The organism is Paenibacillus sp. sgz302115 (genome assembly GCF_056120445.1).
On the sequence record NZ_JBVYOK010000061.1, the window covers coordinates 1 to 608 of the forward strand.

Sequence of the window (608 nt, forward strand, 5' to 3'; positions counted from 1 at the left end):
GAATACACGGTACGCGTGAGAGCGAAGAATGCCGGAGGCGTAGGTGAATATAGCGCACCGGTGACACTGAAGACGCTGTTGGTAACGCCAACGCCGACAACAGTTTCGACAAGTAATCAAGTAACAGTAAGCTGGGCAGCCATTGCCGGAGCCACAGGCTATGAAATCGACGTGGATGGTACCGTAGTGGATAACGGAACAGAATTAAGCTATACGCACAAAGGCTTGACGCCAAGCACTTCACATACGTACAAGGTGCGGGCATTAAGTGCGGATAATGCCAGCGCGTGGAGCGCCGCGGTTAGCAAGTTTACGACGCCGGCAGTTGTGGGACCAGTAACATTAACTCCGACAGCTTCTAGCTTGGCAGCTAGCTGGACCGCTGTTACGGGAGCCACGGGATATGATGTGGAGATTAATGGAGCGGTTGCAGGTAGTGTAGCAACAACCAGCTTTACAAAAACAGCACTTGCAGCCAACACTGAATACACGGTACGCGTGAGAGCGAAGAATGCCGGAGGCGTAGGTGAATATAGCGCACCGGTGACACTGAAGACGCTGTTGGTAACGCCAACGCCGACAACAGTTTCGACAAGTAATCAAGTAAC

Annotated in this window: 1 protein-coding gene; it reads left to right on the top strand. The window is 52.3% G+C overall.

What is annotated here, in order from left to right:
- Window positions 1–608, top strand: a 608-nt coding sequence (locus AC0LWN_RS32645) for a fibronectin type III domain-containing protein (protein ID WP_474672744.1), incomplete at both ends; no start/stop codon positions are given.